Source organism: Mycobacterium paraseoulense, assembly GCF_010731655.1.
Taxonomy (GTDB): Bacteria; Actinomycetota; Actinomycetes; order Mycobacteriales; family Mycobacteriaceae; genus Mycobacterium; species Mycobacterium paraseoulense.
The window spans coordinates 2,339,556-2,354,390 of record NZ_AP022619.1 but is presented as its reverse complement, the minus strand read 5'-3'; the positions used below and the strand labels follow the sequence as shown (position 1 = coordinate 2,354,390).

General features: G+C 67.6%; 12 protein-coding genes. 7 read left to right on the top strand and 5 right to left on the bottom strand.

The genetic code is table 11. From position 1 onward, the window contains the following. The first annotated feature begins 103 nt into the window (after window positions 1-103). From G6N51_RS10785 to G6N51_RS10775, 3 genes are read left to right on the top strand one after another with little or no spacing between them, the layout of a single operon-like run. Window positions 104-4,948 carry an NAD-glutamate dehydrogenase gene (locus tag G6N51_RS10785; RefSeq protein ID WP_083174997.1) on the top strand — a complete coding sequence of 1,615 codons (4,845 nt, stop codon included), beginning with the start codon at window positions 104-106 and terminating at the stop codon, window positions 4,946-4,948. Beyond that, entirely contained in the window at window positions 4,945-5,358 is a 414-nt protein-coding gene (locus tag G6N51_RS10780) for an acyl-CoA thioesterase (RefSeq protein ID WP_083174995.1), read from the top strand. The genes G6N51_RS10785 and G6N51_RS10780 overlap by 4 nt, the downstream gene beginning before the upstream one ends. After that, entirely contained in the window at window positions 5,346-6,017 is a 672-nt protein-coding gene (locus tag G6N51_RS10775) for a hypothetical protein (RefSeq protein WP_083174992.1), read from the top strand. The genes G6N51_RS10780 and G6N51_RS10775 overlap by 13 nt, the downstream gene beginning before the upstream one ends. Window positions 6,018-6,074: 57 nt before the next feature. Here G6N51_RS10775 and G6N51_RS10770 read toward each other — a convergent pair whose 3' ends face one another. The 4 genes from G6N51_RS10770 to G6N51_RS10755 form a co-directional block, all read right to left on the bottom strand. Next, window positions 6,075-7,088 carry an FAD/NAD(P)-binding protein gene (locus tag G6N51_RS10770; protein WP_083175028.1) on the bottom strand — a complete coding sequence of 338 codons (1,014 nt, stop codon included), beginning with the start codon at window positions 7,086-7,088 and terminating at the stop codon, window positions 6,075-6,077. 48 nt (window positions 7,089-7,136) lie between these two features. Then, entirely contained in the window at window positions 7,137-7,769 is a 633-nt protein-coding gene (locus G6N51_RS10765) for a DUF5134 domain-containing protein (protein ID WP_142275196.1), read from the bottom strand. A gap of 178 nt (window positions 7,770-7,947) precedes the next feature. Beyond that, on the bottom strand, window positions 7,948-9,513 hold the full coding sequence (locus G6N51_RS10760) for a glycoside hydrolase family 13 protein (protein ID WP_083174986.1): 1,566 nt from the start codon (window positions 9,511-9,513) through the stop codon (window positions 7,948-7,950). Window positions 9,514-9,534: 21 nt separating this feature from the next. Continuing rightward, window positions 9,535-9,930 carry a globin gene (locus tag G6N51_RS10755; protein ID WP_083175025.1) on the bottom strand — a complete coding sequence of 132 codons (396 nt, stop codon included), beginning with the start codon at window positions 9,928-9,930 and terminating at the stop codon, window positions 9,535-9,537. Window positions 9,931-10,072: 142 nt separating this feature from the next. Here G6N51_RS10755 and G6N51_RS10750 point away from each other — a divergent pair, with 142 nt between their 5' ends. The 3 genes from G6N51_RS10750 to G6N51_RS10740 all read left to right on the top strand — a co-directional run bounded on the left by G6N51_RS10750 (window position 10,073) and on the right by G6N51_RS10740 (window position 11,480). Then, complete coding sequence (locus tag G6N51_RS10750; RefSeq protein WP_083174983.1) at window positions 10,073-10,720, top strand: HNH endonuclease; 648 nt, start codon at window positions 10,073-10,075, stop codon at window positions 10,718-10,720. A 78-nt stretch (window positions 10,721-10,798) separates the two neighbouring features. Beyond that, on the top strand, window positions 10,799-11,026 hold the full coding sequence (gene ctaJ, locus G6N51_RS10745) for an aa3-type cytochrome oxidase subunit CtaJ (RefSeq protein ID WP_083174979.1): 228 nt from the start codon (window positions 10,799-10,801) through the stop codon (window positions 11,024-11,026). Further along, window positions 11,013-11,480 (top strand): DUF5130 domain-containing protein, encoded by a 468-nt coding sequence (locus tag G6N51_RS10740; protein WP_083174976.1) that lies wholly within the window; start codon window positions 11,013-11,015, stop codon window positions 11,478-11,480. Before ctaJ ends, G6N51_RS10740 begins: the two co-directional genes overlap by 14 nt. Here G6N51_RS10740 and pepN read toward each other — a convergent pair. Further along, window positions 11,477-14,065 (bottom strand): aminopeptidase N, encoded by a 2,589-nt coding sequence (gene pepN, locus G6N51_RS10735; RefSeq protein ID WP_083174973.1) that lies wholly within the window; start codon window positions 14,063-14,065, stop codon window positions 11,477-11,479. The genes G6N51_RS10740 and pepN overlap by 4 nt on opposite strands. A gap of 105 nt (window positions 14,066-14,170) precedes the next feature. Between pepN and G6N51_RS10730 the strand changes: the two genes are divergently transcribed. Beyond that, a complete protein-coding gene (locus G6N51_RS10730) occupies window positions 14,171-14,794 on the top strand; it encodes an Rv2466c family mycothiol-dependent reductase (protein ID WP_083174970.1) in 624 nt (207 codons plus the stop codon). Window positions 14,795-14,835: the final 41 nt, after the last annotated feature.

Genomic DNA, 14,835 nt, shown 5'->3' with positions numbered 1-14,835 from the left:
CCCCGACGAAGCGGCCCACATGGCCGCTGTGGGGGCGCCCCCTCGCGGGGGAGAGTGGGCGGTTGAGCACAGTGGCATCTGTCACGAGTTGGGAGCCATCGGCATGACGATCGATCCCGGAGCTAGGCAGGCCCTCAAGCCGTGGACCGCCTTCAACCAGCCGCAGGACATACCGGAGTGGATCGCGAAGGCCTATGTCGAGAGCTATCGCGGTCCGCACGGCGACCGACCCGGGGCGGCGGAATCCGGTCCCATCGACCCGACCGTCCCCACCGCCATCCTGACTCCCGGCATGCTCGGCGCCCACTACCGGCTCGGGCAGCACCGCCCGTCCGGTCAAAGCCGGGTCGCGGTCTACCCGCAGGACCACCCCGCCGGATTCGGGCCCGCCCTGCAAGTCGTCACCGATCACGGCGGCATGCTGCTGGACTCCGTCACGGTGCTGCTGCACCGGCTCGGCGTGTCCTACACGGCCATCATGACCCCGGTGTTCGAGGTGCACCGCAAACCGACGGGCGAGTTGGCCAGCGTGGACCCCAAACCGCCCGGCGCACCGCAATACGAGGGCGAGGCGTGGATCCACGTGCAGCTGCTGCCGTCGGTTGACAGCAAGGGCCTCGCCGAAGTCGAACGGCTGTTGCCCAAGGTCCTGTCCGACGTGCAACAGGTCGCCAGCGACGCGGACGCGTTGATCGCCACCCTGAGCGGCCTGGCCGCGGACGTCGAAACCAACGCGCAGGGCCACTTCACGGCCCCCGACCGCGAGGACGTCGCGGCGCTGCTGCGCTGGCTGGGCGACGGTAACTTCCTGCTGCTCGGCTACCAGCGCTGCGGCGTGCACGACGGCCTGGTCTCCGGCGACGGGTCACCCGGCCTGGGCGTCCTGCGCACCCGCACCGGTTCCCGCCCCCGGCTGACCGACGACGACACACTGCTGGTGCTCGCGCAATCGGTCGTGGGCAGCTACCTGCGCTACGGCGCCTACCCGTACGCCATCGCGGTTCGGGAGCACGTCGGCGGCGAGGACGGTGTCATCGAGCATCGCTTCGTGGGGCTCTTCACCGTCGCCGCGATGAACGCGGACGTCCTGGAGATCCCGACGGTCTCAACCCGGGTGCGCGAGGCGCTCGCCCTGGCCGACAGCGACCCGATCCACCCCGGCCAGCTGCTGCTTGACGTCATCCAGACCGTCCCGCGCTCGGAACTGTTCACGCTGAGTGCCGAACGGCTGTTGACAATGGCCAAAGCGGTGGTGGACCTGGGATCCCAACGGCGGGCGCTGCTGTTCCTGCGGGCCGACCGGCTCCAATACTTCGTCTCCTGCCTGGTCTACCTGCCCCGCGACCGCTACACCACGCAGGTGCGGCTGCAGATCGAGGACATCCTGGTCCGGGAGTTCGGTGGCACGCGGCTGGAATTCACCGCTCGTGTCAGCGAATCACCCTGGGCCCTCATGCATTTCATGGTCCGGCTGCCCGAACACGCGGTACCGCCGGACGTCTCCGAGGATAACCGGATCCGCATCCAGGGGATGCTGAGCGAGGCCGCGCGCACCTGGACCGACCGGTTGATCGCCGCGGCCGCGGAAGGCTCGGTTGACCAGGCGAACGCCGAACACTACGGGACCGCCTTCCCCGAGGTCTACAAGCAGGCCGTCACCCCGGCCGACGCGATCGAGCACATCGCCATCATCGAAGAGCTGCAGGACAATTCGGTCAAGCTGGTGTTCTCCGAACGCGGTGAGGAGGGCGCCGCCCAGCTCACCTGGTTCCTGGGCGGGCGCAGTGCCTCGCTGAGCCAGCTGCTGCCCATGTTGCAGAGCATGGGCGTGGTGGTGCTCGAGGAGCGGCCGTTCACGGTGACCCGCCCGGACGGGCTGCCGGTGTGGATCTACCAGTTCAAGATTTCGACGCACCCCACCATCGCGCCCGCCACGACGACGGCCGACCGCGAGGCGACCGCGCAACGGTTCGCCGACGCGGTCACCGCGATCTGGCAGGGTCGCGTCGAGGTCGACCGGTTCAACGAGCTGGTCATGCGGGCACGGCTGACCTGGCAGCAAGTCGTGCTGCTGCGCGCTTACGCGAAATATTTACGGCAGGCGGGCTTTCCGTACAGCCAGTCCTACATCGAATCGGTGCTGGGCGAGCACCCCTCCACCGCGCGATCGCTGGTCGCCCTGTTCGAGGCGCTCTTTGATCCTCGCCCGTCACGCGCGTCGGCGAACCGCGACGCCCAGGCGGCGGCCGCCGCGGTTGCCGCCGACATCGACGCGCTGATGAGCCTGGACACCGACCGCATCCTGCGGGCGTTCGCGTCGCTGGTCCAGGCGACGTTGCGCACCAACTACTTCGTCACGCGAGACGGCTCGGCCCGCGCACGAAATGTGCTGGCCCTCAAGCTCAACGCTCAGCTCATCGACGAGCTTCCGCTGCCGCGCCCCAAGTACGAGATCTTCGTCTATTCGCCCCGCGTGGAAGGCGTGCACCTGCGCTTCGGTCCGGTGGCGCGGGGCGGGCTGCGCTGGTCGGACCGGCGCGACGACTTCCGCACCGAGATCCTCGGCCTGGTCAAGGCGCAAGCCGTCAAGAACGCCGTCATCGTGCCGGTCGGCGCCAAGGGGGGCTTCGTCGTGAAGCGGCCGCCGATGCCGACCGGCGACCCGGCGGAGGACCGCGAGGCCACCCGCGCCGAAGGCGTCGCCTGCTACCAGCTGTTCATCTCCGGGCTGCTCGACGTCACCGACAACGTGGACCACAAAACGAAAAAGGTCAGCCCGCCACCCGAGGTGATCCGGCGCGACGGCGACGACGCCTACCTGGTGGTGGCCGCGGACAAGGGCACCGCCACCTTCTCCGACATCGCCAACGACGTCGCCAAGTCCTACGGATTCTGGTTGGGCGACGCGTTCGCGTCGGGCGGATCGGTCGGCTACGACCACAAGGCCATGGGCATCACCGCCAGGGGCGCGTGGGAGGCCGTCAAACGACACTTCCGGGAGATGGGCGTCGACACCCAGGCCGACGACTTCACGGTGGTCGGCATCGGCGACATGAGCGGCGACGTGTTCGGCAATGGCATGCTGCTGTCCAAACACATCAGGTTGATCGCCGCCTTCGATCACCGGCATGTCTTCCTCGACCCCGCCCCCGACACCGCGGCCTCGTGGGAGGAACGCCGACGCATGTTCGACCTGCCGCGCTCCAGCTGGGACGACTACGACAAGTCGTTGATCAGCGAGGGCGGCGGGGTGTACAGCCGCGAGCACAAATCCATCCCCGTCAGCCCGCAGGTGCGCGAGGCGTTGGGCATCGACGGCGAGATCACCGAGATGACCCCACCGAATCTGATCAAGGCGATCCTGCAGGCGCCGGTCGATCTGCTGTTCAACGGCGGCATCGGCACCTACATCAAGGCCGAATCCGAGTCCGACTCCGACGTCGGCGATCGCGCCAACGACCCGGTGCGGGTCAACGCAAGTCAGGTGCGCGCCAAGGTGATCGGCGAGGGCGGCAACCTGGGGGTGACCGCCCTGGGGCGGGTCGAGTTCGACCTGTCGGGCGGGCGCATCAACACCGACGCGATGGACAACTCCGCCGGCGTGGACTGCTCGGACCACGAGGTCAACATCAAGATCCTGATCGACTCGCTGGTCACCGCGGGCAGGGTCGATCGTCAAGAGCGCAAGGAGCTGCTCGAGTCGATGACCGACGAGGTCGCAACGCTGGTGCTCACCGACAACGAGGACCAGAACGACTTGATCGGCACCAGCCGCGCCAACGCGGCGAGCCTGCTGCCGGTGCACGGCAGGCAGATTCAGTATCTGGTCGACGAGCGGGGGCTCAACCGCGAATTGGAAGCTTTGCCCTCGGAGAAGGAAATCGACCGGAGGTGTGAGGCCGGCATCGGTCTCACCTCGCCCGAGCTGTGCACCCTGATGGCGCACGTCAAACTCGGGCTCAAAGAGGAGATGCTGAACACCGAACTGACCGAGCAGGACGTGTTCGCATCCCGGTTGCCGCAGTACTTCCCGACGCCGTTGCGGGAACGATTCGGTAGCGAGATCCGTACGCATCAGCTGCGCCGCGAGATCGTCACCACCATGCTGATCAACGACCTGGTCGACACCGCCGGCATCAGCTACGCGTTCCGGATCACCGAAGACGTCGGTGTCGGCCCGGTCGACGCGGTGCGGACCTACGTCGCCACCGACGCGATCTTCGGCGTCGGCGAAATCTGGCGGCGGATCCGCGCGGCCAATCTGCCGGTGGCCCTGTCGGATCGGCTCACGCTGGATACCCGGCGGTTGATCGATCGCGCCGGCCGCTGGCTGCTCAACTACCGTCCACAGCCGCTGGCCGTCGGCGCCGAGATCAACCGGTTCGCCGCGAAGGTCAAAGACCTGACCCCCCGCATGTCGGAGTGGCTGCGCGGCGACGACAAGGCGATCGTCGAAAAGGAAGCCGCCGAGTTTGCGTCGCAGGGAACCCCCGAGGACCTGGCGTACACGATCGCCGCCGGCCTGTACCGCTTCAGCCTGCTGGACATCATCGACATCGGCGACATCAACGACATCGCCCCCGCCGAGGTCGCGGACACGTACTTCGCCCTGATGGATCGGCTGGGCACCGACAGCCTGTTGACGGCGGTCTCCGAACTGCCTCGCAACGATCGATGGCATTCTCTGGCGCGCTTGGCGATTCGCGACGACATCTACGCTTCGGTGCGATCGTTGTGCTTCGATGTGCTCGCCGTGGGAGAGCCGGACGAAAGCGGCGAGGAGAAGATCGCCGAATGGGAACACCTGTCCGCGTCCAGGGTGGAGCGGGCCCGCCGCACCCTCATCGAAATTCAGGAATGCGGGGAGAAGGATCTTGCGACGCTATCGGTGGCCGCGCGTCAGATCCGGCGCATGACCCGCACCAGCGGAAGAGGATCGTCGAGTTGAGCGTCGGCTTCGTGGCCCCCGTACCGGTGCGCTGGTCGGACATCGACATGTATCAGCACGTCAACCACGCGACGATGGTCACGATCCTCGAGGAGGCCCGAGTCCAGTTCCTGCGCGAAGCGTTCGAGGTCGACATCTTGACCATCGGGTTGCTGATCGCCGAAGTCAAGGTGACCTACAAAGGTCAACTGCGGCTGGTCGATTCGCCGCTGCAGGTGACGATGTGGACCAAGCGACTGCGGGCGGTGGACTTCACGCTGGGCTACGAAGTGCGCTCGGTCGGCGCCGATCCCGAGTCTAAGCCCGCGGTCGTCGCCGAGTCGCAGCTGGCCGCCGTTCATATCGAGGAGGAGCGCTTGGTGCGGCTCTCCCCGCACCATCGGGAGTATTTGCAGCGGTGGATTCGGTAGCTGACCGCGGGCTTTGGCTGGGGCCGCGAGACCGGGCCGCTCAGCGCAGGGACTTGGCCGCGTTCGTCGGTCACGCGCAGCGTCTTGACGACGCCGCGGTCGTTCGCCTCCGTAGCCGAGCGGCCGGGTTGCTCACGGCCTGGGTGGCAACGGGTTTCGACGTCCTGGCCAGCCGGGTGGTGGGTGGCGAGGTGCGGCCGGAGGATCTGTCGGTCGGCGCGGACGCCCTGGCGCGGGGCCTGGCCGCCATGGACGACTCGGGTTATGTCGATCCCGGCTTCGCGATGGACTCCGCGTGGCGCGGAGCGTTGCCCCCGGACACCGGCTTCACCCACCTCGAGGACATACCCGCCCGCGTGATCCTCGACCTGGCGCAGCGTGGCGCGCGACTGGCCAAGGAGCACGGCAGTTCTCACGGCCCGCCCGTGTCGCTGCTCGACCAGGAGGTCATTCAGGTGAGTTCACCCGACGTCAATGTGGGGCTGCCTATGCGGTGTGTGTTCGCCCTGACGGCAATGGGTTTCCTGCCGCAGTCTCCGGATGCCGTCGGCGCTGACGAAATGATCCGCGTCCGAATCCTGCCGACCTGGCTGCGCATCGACGCCCGGTTCGGCTCTGTGTACCGCCGCCGCGGCGACCCGGCGCTGCTGCTGCGATGACGCGTCGACCGCCGCGCGCCCGGATTCTGAAATCTGCGATGTCGGACACGGTTGTCGTCACGTCCCGTAGACCATCCACAGTGGAAGGACCGCGTCGAGGTAATCCATGAACTTCTTGAGGCCCACCCGGTATTGCCCGTAGCCGTAGGGGTCTTCGGCGTACTCGGGAAACGCGATGCCCAGCCCGAACAGGCCGGGGGCAAGGATTCCGTTCATCCGGTTGTATTGCAGCGGGCCCCATTGCGGCGTCTCGGGCAGCTTCCGCGCCTCGAAGCCGACGGTATAAACGACATGGTCGCACTCGGCGACCTTCTCTTCGAATTGCGGGCTCGAAACCAAGCACCTCTCCAACCGCTCGGGATGCACCCCGTCGATGTTCTCGCGGGCCCACTCGGCGGCGCGCCCCTTGAGGCCGGTGTCGTCGAACAGGATCCAATCATCCAGATAGACGGCGTATTTGAGTGGGCTGCGGTAGAAGTTGATCACCTTGCCGACCGGAAGCCGCAGCAGGTGCGGCAGCACGATCATCGACGAGTGCGATGAGCCGAAGACGGCAACCGTCGCGCCTTCCAGCGGCAACTCGGCGAGTTTGTCGGCATCGAGGGCGACCTCGACCGGAATCTCGTCGAGAGGGTAGTCGAGCCTCCTGGGCACCGCGCCGACGGCGAGAATCACGTTGTCCGAGGCCAGATCCGGGTCCAACGTTTCGACCCACCACTGCCGTCGCCGCAAGGTCAGGGTGGTGGCCGTCGTCTCGAACACGTGCACCCGCTCGCGCAGCCGCGCGGTCACCCACACCAGCGGTTCGGCGACCAGGGCAAGGGCGCAGGTCTCCTCCGGGTCGACTTCGGCCAGCGGCGACGGCGGTGCTTGTGAGAACCGAAAGGATGCAGAGCCGTTCAAATAACTCATAAACGTGCCGGCGATGGTGTTGCTGGACACCGACCTCCACTTGCCGCCCAGGTCTCCCGCGGCGAAGGCGGGATCCACCCAGGCGATCTTGTCGGGCGGTATGCCCCGATCGAGCAGCCTTCCCACCGCGGCAATTCCCGCGGGCCCGGCTCCGATCACTGTCCACGCGTAGGTCGCCATGTACTAGGTATAGATCAGCGACTCGGATCACACGATGTCGGCGAACATCAGCGCCGTGCCGGCGGCGGTGACCGCCTGAGTCACGATTTGCGCGTACGTGAGTCGAACGGTGCGCGGCATCAGCCTCGTCCAGTGCTGCGCTAACCAGCGGTACGCCCATAAAATCGCCACCGCGCCGAACCCAAGGGCCGCGGCCCAGTTCACTATGCTGACCCAGTTCGCCGCGGCCTGCGGCAGGCGGTGTGCGGCGTGCTGCACCCCCGACGCGGCGCTGGGTGCGGGCATGTTCATCCCGTCCATGCCGGTGTGCTCCGGGTGCCCCGGCCAGCTGCCGTTCATGGCCCCGTACATCCAGGCCATCGCCACCATCATCAGGGCGTAGTAGTAGTTGGTGAGCCTGCCGTCGGCGGCCCAGGGCGCACGGCCGGCGATGCCGACGAACCAGGCGCCACCGAGCAAAAAGCATGTTGCCGCGACGATGGTCGGCAGGCTCATGCCCACCCCCCAGGCCATCGAGATCATCACCGCCGACATCGCCAAGTGCAGCAGCTGGCTCACGACACCGGTCCAGCAGCGTCGTTGGGCGACAAGGAAATACGCGTAGGATGCGAAGCTGACGGCGAAGAGCGCCGTCACCAACCATCGCACGGTGTTATCCACCAACCCGCCTTTCGCCGCTGGGGCCGGACGGCGTCTGCTTCCGACCCGGAATCGCGGTTTCGATCTCGGCCATGACACGACAGTACCCCCGCAGGGTATCTATGCCGCGGCGCCACCCCGACGATCGGCCGATCGCCATCCGAAAGCGGCTGCACCGCCGCGGCTTTGGGTCTGCCGTTCAGGCGAGCCAGGCCGCGGCGTCCGGCGGGAGTTCGCCGTCGACCAGCGGGGCGCTGGCCACGATGAGGTCTCCCGGCGGCAGCGGGATCGGTCGGCGGCCCGCGTTCACCGCGCACACCGCCCCGCCGCCGCGGCGCCGGAAGATCAGCGCATCGCGCGGAGCGTCCAACCAATCGATCTCGTCACCCTCGAATTCGGTGCGCTCCTTACGCAATTTGATGACGCGCTGGAAGAACGAAAAGGTCGATTCCGGGTCGGCGATCTGCCGCTCGACGGTCAACGCCGCCCAATCCTGCGGCATCGGTAACCAGGTGTCGGGCGAGCTGGAAAACCCGAACGGGGGAGCGTCGCCCGACCACGGGATCGGGACCCGGCACTTGTCGCGGCCGCGCTCGGTGTGCCCGGAGCGTTCCCACGTCGGGTCCTGCAGCGCCTCGTCGGGCAGCTCGACGTCCGGCAACCCCAGCTCCTCGCCGTTGTAGATGAACACCGCGCCCGGCAGGGCGAGCATCACCATCGCCATGGCCTTCGCCCGGCGCAGCCCGATCTCGCCGCCCCCATAACGGGTGACCTCGCGGCCCACGTCGTGGTTGGACAGCGTCCAGGTCGGGATGGCGTTCTCGATCGCGATGGCCTCCATCGAATTCTGGATCGCGTGGTGGATCTCGCTCGCGTCGAAGTGGATCTTGGTCAGCCGGAAGTTGAAGCCGAGGTGCAGTTCGTCGGGCCGCAGGTACTCGGCCCACAAAAGGTTGTCCAGCACCCACACCTCGCCGATGGTCACCGCGTCGGGATAGTCGTCGACGATCTTGCGGATCCCGCGGTGGATCTCGTGGACGCTCGGGTGGTTGAAGCGCGGGTCGTCGTCGCTGTGACTCAACACCTTGACGTCGTCCTTCGCGTCGGGCAGGTCGGACGGCTTCGCCATCCCGTGCGCCACGTCGATGCGGAAGCCGTCCACGCCGCGCTCGAGCCAGAACCGCAGGGTCTTCTCGAAATCGTCGAAGACGTCCGGGTGCTCCCAGTTCAGGTCCGGCTGCTCGGCGTCGAAAAGGTGCAGGTAGTACTGGCCCGGATTGCCGTCCGGCTCCACCACCCGTGTCCACGCGGACCCCCCGAACACCGACGTCCAGTTGTTCGGGGGCAGCTCCCCGGCGGGACCCCGGCCGTCGCGAAAGTAGTAGCGGTCCCGCGCCTCGGTGCCCGGCCCGGCGGCCAGCGCGGCCTGGAACCATGGGTGCGCCGAGCTGGTGTGGTTGGGCACCACGTCCATGGTGATCTTGATGCCCCGCTCGTGCGCCGCCGGGATCAGCCGCTCAATGGCCGCCATCCCACCGAACAGCGGGTCGATGTCGCGCGGGTCGGCGACGTCGTAGCCGTGGTCGACCATCGGCGAGACGGTCACGGGGTTGAGCCAGATCGCGTCCACCCCGAGCCGTTCGAGGTGATCCAGGTGGGCCAGTAACCCATCGATGTCGCCAACCCCGTCGCTGTCGCTGTCGGCGAACGACCGGGGATAGACCTGATAGAAGACCGCGTTCGACCACCATGTTCCGGGGCTCATCCTGCTCCGTTCGGTTGGGTATCAGAAGGGCGAGTTGACAAGTGAGTGGGCGGCCATCTCAAGGTAATCGAGCAGCTGGCGTCGGTGCTCGTCGTCGAGGGTCTCCGAGTCGATCGAGGCGACGGCGGTGTGCATGCAGCGCAGCCAGGCGTCGCGCTCGATCGGAGTGATCCGGAACGGGACGTGCCGCATCCGCAACCGGGGGTGACCTCGGCGGTCGGAGTAGGTGCGCGGGCCGCCCCAGTATTGCTCGAGGAACATGCGCAACCGTTCCTCGGCGCCCGCCAGGTCGTCCTCGGGGTACAGCCGGCGCAGGATCTCGTCCTCGGCGACCTCGGCATAGAAGCGAGACACAATCGCGTGGAAGGTTTCGGCGCCGCCGACGGCGTCATAGAAGGACTGGGGCTCGGAATCCATCGCCTCCATTGTGGTCCATCGCGACGGCGTCGGGCCGAGCCGGGCCGCCCGCCGTCCCGCTGTTCACCCGGACGACATGCCGTTCACCTGCAATAGGGGTGCGATTGGCGACGAATCGTGGTGGACTATCGGCGGAGGATCTATGGCGCAGGGCAAGAGACGCCGCAGCCACCGCAGTTCCGGTGCCGCGGCAGGGTTAACCGGGCCCCCAACCGCGTCATGCCTGCATAGCGTCGATACCCATCCCCCCAACCGCCAAGACAGCGCATCGCTGTGGAGCCGCCGGCGGGTGCTGCTGCTGAACTCCACCTACGAGCCGCTGACCGCGCTGCCGATGCGGCGGGCCATCGTGATGGTGATCTGCGGCAAGGCCGACGTGGTCCACCACGACCCGGCCGGGCCGGTCATCCACTCGGCCACCAGCTCGATCGTCGTGCCCTCGGTGATCCAGCTGCGGACCTATGTCCGGGTTCCCTACCGGGCCCGCGTGCCGATGACCCGGGCCGCGCTGATGCACCGCGACCGGTTCTCCTGCGCCTACTGCGGGGCGAAGGCCGACACCGTCGATCACGTGGTGCCCCGCAGCCGCGGGGGCGACCATTCCTGGGAGAACTGCGTCGCCTGCTGCTCGACGTGTAACCACCGCAAGGGCGACAAGCTGCTCACCGAGCTGGGCTGGGTGCTGCGCCGGACACCCGTGCCACCGACGGGACAGCACTGGCGCCTGCTGTCGACCGTCAAGGAGCTCGACCCGGCGTGGGCGCGCTACCTCGGTGAAGGCGCGGCGTAGCGTCTCGATCGCTCGACATCTCGTGTCCGAGTGTGCCGATGGACCGGCGCGTGGGATACGGTTTCCGTCGTGAGCCTTATGCAGATTCACCTGTACTTCATCGGGATACCGTTGCTGCTGGTGGCGGTGCTGGCGGTGCTGATCTGGTCCCACAAGGGACCGCACCCGGCGACCTACAAGTTGGGCGAGAAGTGGACACACCCTCCGGTCCTGTGGGCGGCCACGGACGAAGACGTCGGTCACGCGCACGGCGGGCACGACACACCGGAGTTCTCAGTTGGAGGTGGCGCCAGTGGTACGTGGTGATGTGGCGACGATCGAGCCCGCCGAGCTGCCCAACGGGTGGGTGATCACCACCAGCGGACGGATCTCCGGCGTCACCGAGCCCGGTGAGCTGTCGGTTCATTACCCGTTCCCGACCAAGGACCTCGTCGCCATCGACGACGCGCTGAAGTTCGGCTCGCGGTCATCGAAGGCACGGTTCGCCGTCTACCTCGGCGACCTGGGCAACGACACCGCCGCCCGGGCCCGGGAGATCCTGGCCAAGGTGCCGACTCCGGACAATGCCGTGTTGCTGGCCGTCTCACCCGACCAAAAGGTCATCGAGGTGGTGTACGGCTCCCAGGTCCGCGGCCGCGGCGCCGAGTCGTCCGCGCCGCTGGGGGTCGCCGCCGCGTCGTCGGCGTTCCAGCGGGGCGACCTGGTCGACGGACTGGTCAGCGCGATCCGGGTATTGAGCGCGGGGATCGCCCCGGCCTAATCGGCCGCGTCGAACGTGCGGGCCCGCAGGGACCGCTTCACGCCGGCCTGGCCCTCCAGCACCAACCGCCGCAGGGCCGGCGGCACGTCCGGGTCGGAGAGAAACTTGTCGGCGGCCGCGATACCGGCCTCGCTGATGTCCCAGTGCGGGTAGAGGCCGATCACCACCGTTTGCGCGACCTCGCTGGACCGCCGCGCCCACACGCCCGCGATCGCCTCGAAATAGCGGTCGGTGAACGGTTTGAGCAGGTCATGCTGCCCGGCCGGGGCGAAGCCGGCGATGATGGAGCGGGCCGTGATGTTGGCCAGGGTGTCGTCCTCGATCACCCTGGCCCAGGCCTCCTCCTTGACCTTCGGTTGCGGCCGTGCCGTTGCCGCTTGGGCGCCGTGTCGCTTGCCGGCGGCCGTCGGGTCGCGCTCGACCTCCGCGTCGATGAAGGGCGTCGCGGGCCCGTCGGCGTCGACCTCGCCGGCGGCGGCGAGGGCGGTCACGATCCGCCACCGCAGGTCGGTGTCGATCTCGAGACCGGCCAGTCCCAAGTCGGCGGGGTCGTGGTCGAGCAGGTCCGCCAGCGTCACGACGTGGCGGGTCGACAGCACCGACGAACACAGCGTGTTGACGAACGCGAGCTGGTGATCCGAGCCGGGCTCCGCGGCGCGCGCCAGCTCCACCATCCGGTCGGCGAACTGCGGCCACCCATGCTCGTGGGCCCACCTGGGGTCGGCGTAGGAGCCGAGCGCCGTCTGCGCCTGCAGCAGCAGCCGCTGCGCCACCCCGACCTCGGTTTCGGCGTGCACCCCGTCGGAAACCAGGGCCACGAAATCGCGGGCCCGCAGCTCGGCCTCCCGCGTCATCTCCCACGCCGCAGACCACACCAGCGAGCGCGGCAGCGGCTCGGCGATGTCGGCGATCCGCCGCAGCGCGGTCTGCAGCGACTCGCCGTCCAGCCGCAGAGCGCAATATGTCAGGTCGTCATCGTTGACCAGAACCAGCTGACCGCGCGGAACACCAACCAGCGCAGGGACTTCCGTGACGGGACCCTCGACGTCGAGTTCTTCCCGCCGCACCCGCACCAGCTTGCCCGCCCCGTCGTCGTCGTAGATCCCGATCGCCAGCCGGTGCACCCGGGTTTCGCCGGCCCCCGGGGCGGCGCCGCTCTGCTGCACCACGAACCGGCTGAACCGGTCATCGGCGTCGACGTCGAAATCCGCTCGCAGCGTGTTCAGTCCGGTGGTCTTCAGCCACTGCTGGCCCCAGTCGGACAGGTCGCGGCCCGAGGCCTTCTCCAGCGCGGCCACCAGGTCACCGAAGGTGGCGTTGCCGAACGCGTGGCTGCGGAAGTAGTCGCGCAGCCCGGCCAGGAACTGCTCCAACCCGACGTAGGCGACGAGCTGCTTGAGGACGGAGGCGCCCTTAGCGTAGGTGATGCCGTCGAAGTTGACCTCGACCGCGGCCAGGTCGGGGATATCCGCGGCGATGGGGTGCGTCGACGGCAGTTGGTCCTGGCGGTACGCCCACGACTTCTCGACCGTGGCGAAGGTCGTCCATGCCTCGGTGAATTCGGTGGACTCCGCCTGGCACAGCACCGAGGCGAACGTGGCGAACGACTCGTTGAGCCACAGGTCGTCCCACCAGGTCATGGTGACCAGGTCCCCGAACCACATGTGCGCCATCTCGTGCAGCACGGTCTCGGCGCGCCGCTCGTAGGAGGCCCGGGTGACCTTGCTGCGAAAGACGTAGTCCTCCAAGAAGGTCACCGCGCCCGCGTTTTCCATTGCGCCGGCGTTGAATTCGGGGACGAACAGCTGGTCGTACTTGCCGAACGCGTAGGGCAGCCCGAAGTTCTTGTGGTAGAAGCCGAATCCCTGCTTGGTCTGGGTGAACAGCCGCTCGGCGTCCATGTGGCGCGCCAACGACTCCCGGCAGAAGATGCCCAGCGGGATCTCCCCGTGTTCGTCGGTGTAGGTGTCGTTCCACTCGGCGTACGGGCCGGCGATCAGCGCCACCAGATAGGTGCTCATCCGGGGGGTGGTGGCAAAGGTGTGCACTCTGTGGGTGTCCGAGTCCCCCGTGGACGCGGGTGCGCCGTTGGAGATCACCTTCCAGTGCTTGGGTGCCGTCACCCGCAGGTCGAACGTCGCCTTGAGGTCGGGTTGGTCGAAGCAGGCGAACATGCGCTTGGCGTCGGCGGTTTCGAATTGCGAGTACAGGTAGGTCTCGTTGTCGACGGGGTCGACGAAGCGGTGCAGTCCCTCGCCCGTGTTGGAGTAGCGGCAGTCCGCGTCCACGACGACGACGTTGTGTTGCTGCAGACCGCGCAACGGGATGCCCGTCGATTCGTCGTACCCGGACACATCGATGTCGTGGCCGTTGAGGCTGGCGGCGCGCACCGTCTCGGCGGCGAGGTCGATGTAGGTGTCGGCGCCGGGCAGCGCATCGAACACCACCGTGGTCGTGGACCGGAACGTGCGTTCGCCGGCGTTTCCGTTGCCATCGGTGACATCGAGTTGGATCTGGTAGCTGTCGACGGTGATCAGGGCGGCGCGTTCGACGGCCTGATCCCGGGTGAGATTAGGAAGGGCCACGCGTCCAACTTACGTGCCCGCATCGCGTCCGCGGCACTGCGGGAACAGGAGCGCGGCGCCTACGGTTGTGCAAAAAGGTGTGTTGACCGACGAGAGGACTGCGCTATGCCTGACAAGGCTGCCGGGAAAGACCAAGCCGACTTCTGGTTCGATCCGCTGTGCCCGTGGTGTTGGATCACGTCGCGCTGGATCCTCGAGGTGGAGAAGGTCCGCGACATCGAGGTGCACTTCCACGTCATGAGCCTCGCGATCCTCAACGAGAACCGTGAAGGCCTGCCCGACAAGTATCGCGAGATGATGAAGCACGCGTGGGGACCGGTGCGGGTGGCGATCGCCGCCGAGCAGGCCCACGGGGCCGCGGTCCTCGACCCGCTCTACACCGCGATGGGCACCCGGATTCACAACGAGGACAACAAGAACCTCGAAGAGGTCATCAAGTTGTCGCTGGCCGACGCCGGCCTCCCGGCCGAGCTCGCCGAGGCCGCGACCAGCGAGGCCTACGACGACGCCCTGCGCAAGAGCCATCACGCCGGGATGGACGCCGTCGGCGACGACGTCGGCACGCCGACCATCCACGTCAACGGTGTGGCGTTCTTCGGGCCGGTGATCTCCAAGATCCCGCGGGGCGAGGAGGCCGGCAAGCTCTGGGACGCCTCGGTGACCTTTGCGTCTTACCCGCACTTCTTCGAACTCAAGCGGACCCGCACCGAGCCGCCACAGTTCGACTAGACCGGTCGGGCGGCGGCGCGCCTCTGTGTAAGGATGACGGG

What these genes read in the sequence shown, in the direction of transcription:
- G6N51_RS10785 (WP_083174997.1), top strand. Translation starts at nt 104, where the DNA reads ATGACGATCGATCCCGGAGCTAGGCAGGCCCTCAAGCCGTGGACCGCC.
- G6N51_RS10760 (WP_083174986.1), bottom strand. Translation starts at nt 9,513, where the DNA reads ATGAGCCCCGGAACATGGTGGTCGAACGCGGTCTTCTATCAGGTCTAT.
- G6N51_RS10755 (WP_083175025.1), bottom strand. Translation starts at nt 9,930, where the DNA reads ATGGATTCCGAGCCCCAGTCCTTCTATGACGCCGTCGGCGGCGCCGAA.
- G6N51_RS10750 (WP_083174983.1), top strand. Translation starts at nt 10,073, where the DNA reads ATGGCGCAGGGCAAGAGACGCCGCAGCCACCGCAGTTCCGGTGCCGCG.
- ctaJ (WP_083174979.1), top strand. Translation starts at nt 10,799, where the DNA reads ATGCAGATTCACCTGTACTTCATCGGGATACCGTTGCTGCTGGTGGCG.
- G6N51_RS10730 (WP_083174970.1), top strand. Translation starts at nt 14,171, where the DNA reads ATGCCTGACAAGGCTGCCGGGAAAGACCAAGCCGACTTCTGGTTCGAT.